The following is an 8,893-nucleotide window of genomic DNA, read 5'->3' as shown; positions in this document are numbered from 1 at the left end:
CACCAGCCGTACCGCTTCCAGCTTGAATTCCAGCGTGTACTGCGCCCGCTTTGTCTTGCTTGTCATCACATCTCTCCTTGCTTCAGTTTAACCTCAGCAAGGGATTCGTTTTGCGGGGGCAAGCTCAGTTCGCTATATGCGGCCGCGAAGCGGGCAATGGTTGCGCTGTTCGAAAGGCATTACCAGGACCTGGTAAATGGCAACTACGTCCCGCGGCCACAAGATCTTTCCAAGGGAAGTTTCCACCTTGCCAAGGAACTCGAGCCGGCCAGCGAAGTGTTTCTCGACAAGTCATATCAGGGCAGAGAGATCTTGAACCTGCTGAGGGCCCGAACGTTTCCGGGCAACCCGTCGTGCTATTTCCACGACGGGGGAAAAAAATACGAAGTGCGCATATCAATTGAAGAGGTGAAAAATGGGGCCGATTGAAGAATTCCAGCGACGCAATGCAGAACTGATCGAGAAGGGTGCAGCCGACGAGTCGCTCCGTCAATTGACGCGCCAGTGGTTCGATCGTGCCAATGCGTTTGAGTATTCGTACCATTACGCCTGGATGTCGCGCCCGATTATCCAGTACCCGCAAGACGTGATGGCAATGCAGGAGATCATCTGGCAGGTCAAGCCGGATCTGATTATCGAGACCGGTATCGCGCACGGCGGATCGTTGATCATGAGCGCGTCGATGCTCGCACTGCTCGACTACTGCGAGGCCGTCGAAAACGGCACGACACTCGACCCCAAACACACGCGGCGCCGTGTGATCGGCATTGACATCGATATTCGCGAGCACAACCGCAAGGCCATGGAAGCGCATCCGATGAGCCATCGCATCGACATGATTCAGGGATCGTCGGTGGACCCCGCGGTTGTCCAGCGCGTGCACGAGGCGGCCAAAGGCTATAAACGCGTGCTGGTATGCCTGGATTCGAATCACACGCACGACCACGTCCTGCAGGAGCTGGAAGCCTATGCATCGCTAACGAGCATGGAAAGCTATTGCGTCGTGTTCGATACGGTGGTTGAAGACCTGCCCGATGAAGCGTCGTCCAATCGTCCGTGGGGCAAGGGAAACAATCCCAAGACCGCCGTTCACGAATACCTGCGCCGGCTTGAAGCCAATGCCGTAAGCGGTTCAGACGGTGCGCCACTGCATTTCGAAATCGACAAAACGATCGAGAACAAGCTGCTGATCACCGTCGCGCCGGACGGGTTCCTGAAGCGTGTGCAACGGTAATGTTGTCAATTGTCGATTAAAGGTCCAAATTGTCTGCAGCAATTTCCTCCTCGATCCCGCTGGTTAGCGTAGGTGTGCTGGCGTCGACGTCCATTGACAAACTGGATGCGCTCTTGGCCTCGGTGAGCCAACAAACCTATGGGAATCTCGAGATTCTTGTTTCCGGAGGCTCCATCCCTGGACCAGCTTTAATTCACTACTTGCGACGCAAGCAAGCGAGCGATGCACGAATTAAGTATGTGCCGTGCCAGGATGTCGATGGGCAAACTGCTCCATTCCTTTCCCTGATCAAAAGTTCTGCGGGTGAATTTTTTACTTTCGCCTGTAACACGATGCAGTGGGATCTTCGGTTCGTCGAACGTTGCGTCGCCGAGATTGGATCGCACGGTTCTGCGATGAGTGGGGTGAATGTAAAGGGAAAATCGGCGCATTTGCCTTTGCTCGGTGGGCAACGATCAAGATATCGAAATCTTTGGTCGTTTTTCAACTATCCTACTGCCGCGATTTTACTGGGCGTGCACCGCACGTCTTGGATCAAGGAGTTCATCGAAGAGGCTGCGAACTCTTCGAATTCGTCCCGGACGCTGTTGCAAAGCGTCCTCCGCGGACACCACAAAGTATTTGCAGAAGCGCTTTGCTCTTTTGACGGCGAGGATAGCTCCGGAGCGGAATTGCTGCCGCCTTGCTTGGTGCAAGGTATCGAAGATCTGGGTCGCTTTTTGAAAGATCAAGACGTCAGTGTGCTTCGCAAGCGGGAATTTATTAAAACCTTCTTGCCTGCATTGAGAGAGCATCTTAGCGAAGGCCAAAGGAGCAGGCATGCTTCGGAGCTTCCGCTCATGGCGAGAGAAGAAAGCAAGGAATCGTTCTCGCAATCCGGCGAAGACATGATAGTTGATTTCGTCTTTGGCGCGATGCAGATTCAGCATCCTACGTATTTGGATCTTGGCGCGCATCATCCCTCACTGTATAGCAACACACGTTTTTTTTATAAAAAGGGCTCACGTGGGGTGAATGTCGAGGCTGATCCTGCGTTGTTTGAGCGATTTGTTCTCCAGCGACCACTTGATGTGAATCTAAATGTGGGAGTTGGATTAGGAAATACAGGTGCGCTGCCTTTCTATGTGATGTCAGTGCCCACGCTGAATACTTTCAGCAAGCAAGAGGCGGAACGATGTGTGGCAATGGGCACGCATCAGATAGTTGACGTCATTGACGTGCCTTTGCGTGACGTAAATGAGCTGATTGCAGAAAATTTTGCAGGCGAAGCGCCGGACTTCATATCTATCGACGTGGAGGGGCTCGACTTTGAAATCGTGAAATCCATAGATTTTAGTCGTTATCGCCCGGTTGTAATTTGCGTGGAGACAATTACGTTCAGCGAAAATTTCGACGGCATGAAAATTGCCGAGATCGGCGAATACTTGCAGCAGAACGATTATATTTTGTACGCAGATACAAGAATAAACTCAATTTTTGTTGATAAATTGCGTTGGCGCCGACACTGATGCAGTGCAGAAGATGGGAAGAATAGATGTCGAGAAAAAAATTGGTCTCTGTCCAGATTGGCATGCCGGTATACAACGGCCAAAAATTCATTGATGAAGCGCTGACATCTTTATTGGCACAATCGTTTCAGGATTGGCAGCTTACAATTGCGGACAACGCATCGACCGATAACACGGAAGATATATGCCGAAATTATGCCAAATTGGATCCTCGAATTAATTACGTGCGCCACGGTTCAAATATTGGTGCGCCGAAAAATTTCAAGTTCGTGCTTGATCAGGCTGTTGCCCCTTACTTCATGTGGGCTGCCGCGGACGATGTTTGGGGCTCCGGGTTTATTGAGAGTTGTATCACACGTCTTGAAGCGAAGCCTGACTACGGAATGGCATTCACCGGTCTCGATGTCATCGACTCGTTCGGGCAGATTGTCAGGCATTGCACGGATATTCCGGCTTTTTCTGGACTTCCGAATTTTGCGACGATCGCTCGCTACGTATGGTCGCCTGAGTTTCACGGTAAAGCGAACCTGATTTATAGCATCTTTCGAACTGACTTATGCAAGGTTGCACATAATCGCTTTCCTTTCACTCTTGATTGGGGTGGCGATATGTGCTTTAACCTTGCGGCCATGAGTATGGCTGGCGTCGATGTTATCAGCGATGTGCATTTTTTTAAGCGCGATCCACGTGCTACAGACCGGCTTGGATCACCAGAAGAGATAGTTGTGCCTGCGAGTCTGGTACAGCGGTCCTGTCCTCTTCAGCATTTTTCCGCATATACGCGCGACATGCTGAAAGCCGTTCAGGGCACGCGTTTCTACCCGCTGGTATATGCGGTCATGAAGGCACGTGAGTTCCGTCTCAGACATTTGGCCCGTTAAGGTCAGGACATTGATTGAAAGGTAACTTGTGGAAGCTGTTATTGCCAACCTCATCGGCGGACTGGGCAACCAGATGTTTCAGTACGCCACGGGCCGCGCCGTGGCGCATCGGCATAATGTGCCGCTTCTGCTCGATGCCAGCGGTTTCGCGCATTACGATCTGCGTCGTTATGAATTGGGCGAACTGTCGATCCGTGCGCGTGTGGCGTCGGAAGACGAGTTGACGCGTTTCGGCGTCAAGGCAAAGGCACCGACGCTGTTCAATCGCCTCGGCAAGGCACTGGGATTGGACAAGCCTGCCAATCAGCTCAAGGAGGCGTCGTTCACCTACGACGCGCGTATCGAGCAGGTCGTGCCGCCGGTATATCTCGATGGCTATTGGCAGAGCGAACGCTATTTCGCGAATATCGCAGACTTGCTGCGCGAGGAATTCACGCTGAAGGCGCCAGTCGATGCGGCCAATGAACGGATTGCGGCGCAGATTCGCGAAGCCGCGGCTGCCGCGGTGTCGTTGCATATTCGACGCGGGGACTATGTGAACAACCCGCAGACCGCTCAATATCACGGCGTCTGTTCGCTCGACTATTACCGGGCAGCGGTGGACTACATTGCCGCGCGCGTGTCGGCCCCGCATTTTTTCGTGTTCTCCGACGATCATGCGTGGGTGAGCGAAAACTTCAAGCTCGATCACACGGTCACGCTGGTCGATGTGAATGGCGCCGATCGCGGCGTGTGGGATATGGCGCTGATGAAGGCGTGCCGTCACCACGTGATCGCCAATAGCTCGTTCAGTTGGTGGGGCGCATGGCTGAACCCGCACGCGGATAAGATCGTGGCGGCGCCGCAGCGCTGGTTCAGTGGCGCGTCGCATGATACGCGCGATCTGATTCCCGCTTCCTGGATCCGACTATGACGACGCCGCTGATCAGTGTCGTGCTGCCGGTGTACAACGGCGCGGCGGATGTGAGGAAGGCCGTGGAGAGCATTCTCGCGCAGACCTTCGAGGACTACGAACTCATCCTCATCAACGACGGGTCGAAGGACGACTCGGCTCGGGTGCTGGAGTCGCTGAGCGATCCACGGATTCGTCTGTACCACCAGGACAATATGGGCCTGGCGGGAACGCTGAATCGCGGTATCGGACTGGCGCGCGGACGATATATCGCGCGTCAGGACCAGGACGACCTGTCGCATCCGGAGCGCTTCGCGCGTCAGGTCGACTTTCTCGAAAAGCACCCGGATCATGGCCTGCTGGGTACGGCCGCGCAGATCTGGGTGGGCGACACGCCAACCGACCGCGCGCACGATCATCCCACCGATCATGGCGCACTGAGCTTCGAGCTGCTGTTCAACAATCCGTTCGTGCATAGCTCGATCATGATGCGCAAGGCCACCGTCGAAGCGGTGGGCGGCTATACCACCGATCCTGCGCGTCAGCCGCCTGAGGACTATGAGCTATGGTCGCGCATGGCGCGCGCCGGCCGCGTGGCCAATCTGCCCGAGCGGCTGCTGGTGTATCGCGAGGTACCGGCCAGCATGTCGCGCACCGGCCCCAATCCGTTCCTGGAGCGCCTGGTGCTGATTTGCGCGGAGAATGTCGCGGCGGCGCTGGGGCAGCAAGAACCCTCGGTCGATGTTCTTGATGTGGCGGCGCTGACACATTCAGCGCTTCATCGGCTGTCGCCGCGCCCCGATATCGAACGCATGTGCAACGTGGTTCGCCTGGCAGGCCAGAAACTTGCGGCACAATCTCCGCAATCGGATGTGATGCGCCGCACGGAAGTAAAGATCCAGAATTTGCGTCATCAGTATCTGATCCAGAAGCACAACATGAGCTGGGCCCGTCCCATCGCGCGCGCTGTGCGCGACTTCGGTCGCCGAATCGGCATCCTGCCGCGCTGATGCGAAAAAGTAGGTGACGATGATGCGGATTCTGTTCTGCTGCGAGTTTTATTACCCCAGTGTTGGCGGGGTACAGGAAGTCATGCGCCATCTGGCGGAGCGTCTGGTGCAACGCGGCCATCATGTGACGGTGGCCACGACGCGACTGGCCGAGCGCGACTTTACATCGCATAACGGTGTGGAAATCGTCGAGTTTGGCATCACGGGCAATGCAGTCCGTGGGATGCACGGCGAGCTGGACCGTTACCGCGACTATGTGAAGGCGTTCGACGGCGACGCCATCATGATCAAGGCCGCGCAGCAATGGACGTTCGACGCGCTGTGGCCTGTGCTGGACCAGATCCGCGCGCGCAAGGTGTTTATCCCGTGCGGTTTCTCGGGATTGTACGAGCCCACTTATTCGGGCTATTTCGAAGCGCTGCCCGACGTGCTGCGCCAGTTCGATCATCTGATTTTCTATGCCGAGCGCTATCGCGACATCGATTTTGCGCGCCAGCACGGACTCGAGCACCGCACCATCCTGCCCAACGGCGCTTGCGAGGTGGAATTTTCCGTTCCGCGCGACAAGGAATTCCGGAGCAGGCATGGCATTCCCGAAGACAGCTTCGTCTTTCTGACTGTCGGCAGCATCACGGGCGTCAAGGGGCACAAGGAAATCGCCGAAGCGTTTGCGCGGCTGCGCAACGGGCGCCGCAAGGTCACGCTGATTCTGAATGGCAACCCGCCGCCGGCACCCGCGGTCGTCGTCACGCCGCCGCAGGAAACGACGCAGGCGCCGCGCAACGACGTGCAAAAAGTGATCGGTTTCCTTGGCGGACGGGTGCGCCGCGTAGCGGGACTGGCCTGGCGATCATTCGGGGTATTGCGACGCGAAGGCCTGCGCGGTGTGCGCTCGCGCATCTACGCGCTGGCGGCGGCGCAACTCGATGCGGCAGGACATCTGCACTGGTTGCCGCATCGCATGCGCAAGGCGGCCGATCCTATCGGCTACTGGGTGGACCGTGCCAGCCGACAGCAGAACAAGCAGGTACTGCAGATCAACCTTGGCAGGCGGGAACTGGTGCAGGCCTACATGAATGCCGACCTGTTCGTGTTTGCGTCGAACATCGAATACTCGCCGCTGGTGCTGTTCGAAACCGCCGCGGCAGGCACTCCGTTCCTTTCGGTTCCGGTAGGCAACGCCGACGAGATCGCGCGCTGGACCGGGGGCGGCGTCATCTGCGACGCGCCGAAGGACGAGCGCGGTTACACGCGTGCCGATCCGGAACGCTTCGGCGCGGAGATGAAACGTCTGATGAACTCGCCCGCCGAGCTCGACGTGTTGGGTCACACGGCGCGCGATCGCTGGCAAGAGCAATTTACGTGGGCGAAGATCGCCGATCGTTATGAGGCGATCCTGCAGGGCGCTGTGACCGCGCCGACGCGGGAAACGCTGACCGAACCGACGGAAGGCTGAAGATCAGGTCCGCATCCATGACAAACAGTATTCAACGAAATACACGCGCGCGTTGCTGCGTGATTGGCGGCGCGGGATTCATCGGCGCATGGCTGGTGCGCGAACTGCTGGCGACGGGGCGCGAGGTTTGCGTGCTGGGCCGGCGTCCGACACGGCCGGCAGCGCTGCCTGCGGCTGCCGAATACACACCCGTGGGGGAGGGCGCGATCGACTGGCCCGCATTGCTCGCTGGCGCCAACGAGATTGTCGATCTGGCCTATGCAACCGTACCGCAGACCAGCTACGCCGATCCCGTTTACGACATTCTGGCCAATCTGCCGCTTACTGTCGGCCTGCTCGAGGCCACGCGCAACCTGCCGCTGCGCAGGATGATCGTGGTGTCATCGGGCGGTACGGTATACGGCCACGTCGATTCGCTGCCCATTTCCGAAGGTGCCCCGACCAATCCCGTGTCGCCATATGGCATCACCAAACTCACGCAGGAGAAGTACGCGCTGATGTTCCACCGGCTGCATGGCGTGCCCGTCAGCATCGTGCGACCGGCCAATGCCTATGGACCGGGCCAGCGAGCCTTCACCGGGCAAGGGTTCATCGCAACGGCGATGGGCGCCATTCTCAAGCGCCAGGAAGTGACCGTGTTTGGCGAAACTGGCACCATCCGCGACTACATTCATGTGGCGGATGTCGCGCGCGGCATTCTGGCGGTGCTCGACGGCGGGGATGCAGGGCAGGTTTACAACCTCGGCACCGGCGTCGGCCGTAACAACCGCGAAGTGCTCGCGGCGCTTGAGCCGCTGGCCGCAAGGCACGACCTGCCGGTGCGGATTCGCCTGGCGGCGGCGCGCGAGTTCGATGTCCGTGCAAACGTGCTGGACAGCACGAAGTTGCGCGAATGCTCGGGATGGGCGCCGGCGGAAGATTTCAACCAGGGGCTGTCTTCCATGTGGGACGCCATCGCCAGCGACATGGAAGGGCAGGCATGAACCCTGTGAATTCGGCAATGACCCCAACCGTTTCCATTCTTCTTCCCGCCTGGAACGCCGAGCGCACGCTGGGCGTGGCGTTGTGTTCGCTGCTGTCTCAGACGTACTCGGACTTCGAGGTGCTATTGCTCGATGATGGATCGAGCGACGGTACGGTTGCGGTGGCGCAGGCGTTTGCCGACCCGCGCGTGCGCGTGTTGCGCGACGGACGTCGTCTGGGATTGGCGCGCCGGCTGAACATGGGGATCGAGCTGGCACATGGCCGCTATCTCGCCCGCATGGATGCCGATGACGTCAGCTTTCCGGAGCGGCTGGCACGCCAGGTGGCTTTTCTCGATGCGAATCCGCAGATCGATCTGGTGGGCTGCAGGGCGGTGGCGTTCCGCAGCGACGGCGAAATTCTCGGCATGCTGCCTTTTGCGGGCACCCATGAAGCCATGTGCGCGCGACCGTGGCGTGGCATTCCGCTGCCCCATCCGGGCTGGATGGGACGGCGCGAGTGGTTTGCGCGGTTCCGCTACGGGCTTCCCGAAGTGATGCGCGCGGAAGATCAGGAACTGCTGTTGCGCAGCCACAAGGAGAGCCGCTTCGCCTGTCTCAACGAGGTTCTTCTCGGTTATCGCCAGGGGTACTTCGACCTGCGCAAAACATTGCTGGCGCGCCGGTCGCTGCTGGCGGCCCAGCTCAGGTATTTTGTGCGCGAGCGCGAGATCGGCTACGCGGCGGGCGCCCTTGCGTTGACGGCGGCGCGCGTCGCCGTGGACCTGGTTGCGGCGCTGCCACGGGCGGACAAGCTCTATTTCGTGCGGATGTCCGAGTGCGCGCCGACAGAAGCGGTTCATACGCTGCGCCACAGTCTTGCGCATTGCACATCGGGCACGCCCGGCTAGCTGAAAGCGCCTGGCGCCGGGCTGCCTTGTCGGGCGCGG

The 8,893-nt window shown here is 58.3% G+C and carries 9 protein-coding genes; all 9 read left to right on the top strand.

Annotated features, from left to right (window positions below):
* The first annotated feature begins 156 nt into the window (after positions 1-156).
* Genes F7R19_RS30325 through F7R19_RS26600 form a run of 9 tightly spaced genes read left to right on the top strand, consistent with a single transcriptional unit; the run spans position 157 to position 8,854 of the window.
* Complete coding sequence (locus tag F7R19_RS30325; protein WP_150982593.1) at positions 157-429, top strand: hypothetical protein; 273 nt, start codon at positions 157-159, stop codon at positions 427-429.
* On the top strand, positions 416-1,234 hold the full coding sequence (locus F7R19_RS26635) for a cephalosporin hydroxylase family protein (protein WP_150982591.1): 819 nt from the start codon (positions 416-418) through the stop codon (positions 1,232-1,234). The genes F7R19_RS30325 and F7R19_RS26635 overlap by 14 nt, the downstream gene beginning before the upstream one ends.
* 29 nt (positions 1,235-1,263) lie before the next feature.
* Entirely contained in the window at positions 1,264-2,742 is a 1,479-nt protein-coding gene (locus F7R19_RS30025; protein WP_211922797.1) for an FkbM family methyltransferase, read from the top strand.
* 26 nt (positions 2,743-2,768) lie between these two features.
* A complete protein-coding gene (locus F7R19_RS26625) occupies positions 2,769-3,623 on the top strand; it encodes a glycosyltransferase (protein WP_150982589.1) in 855 nt (284 codons plus the stop codon).
* A gap of 28 nt (positions 3,624-3,651) precedes the next feature.
* Entirely contained in the window at positions 3,652-4,536 is an 885-nt protein-coding gene (locus F7R19_RS26620) for an alpha-1,2-fucosyltransferase (RefSeq protein ID WP_223505836.1), read from the top strand.
* Entirely contained in the window at positions 4,533-5,525 is a 993-nt protein-coding gene (locus F7R19_RS26615) for a glycosyltransferase family 2 protein (protein WP_150982587.1), read from the top strand. Before F7R19_RS26620 ends, F7R19_RS26615 begins: the two co-directional genes overlap by 4 nt.
* A 19-nt stretch (positions 5,526-5,544) precedes the next feature.
* The gene (locus tag F7R19_RS26610; protein ID WP_223505834.1) at positions 5,545-6,981 is read left to right on the top strand and encodes a glycosyltransferase family 4 protein; all 1,437 of its coding nucleotides are present in this window, start codon (positions 5,545-5,547) and stop codon (positions 6,979-6,981) included.
* 17 nt (positions 6,982-6,998) lie between these two features.
* A complete protein-coding gene (locus tag F7R19_RS26605) occupies positions 6,999-7,964 on the top strand; it encodes an NAD-dependent epimerase/dehydratase family protein (protein ID WP_150982585.1) in 966 nt (321 codons plus the stop codon).
* A 17-nt stretch (positions 7,965-7,981) separates the two neighbouring features.
* Positions 7,982-8,854, top strand: coding sequence for a glycosyltransferase family 2 protein (locus tag F7R19_RS26600; protein WP_150982582.1), 873 nt, complete (start codon positions 7,982-7,984; stop codon positions 8,852-8,854).
* Positions 8,855-8,893 lie beyond the last annotated feature (39 nt).

This window comes from Cupriavidus pauculus (assembly GCF_008801835.1).
GTDB lineage: Bacteria > Pseudomonadota > Gammaproteobacteria > Burkholderiales > Burkholderiaceae > Cupriavidus > Cupriavidus pauculus.
This window is presented reverse-complemented; position numbering and strand designations above follow the sequence as displayed.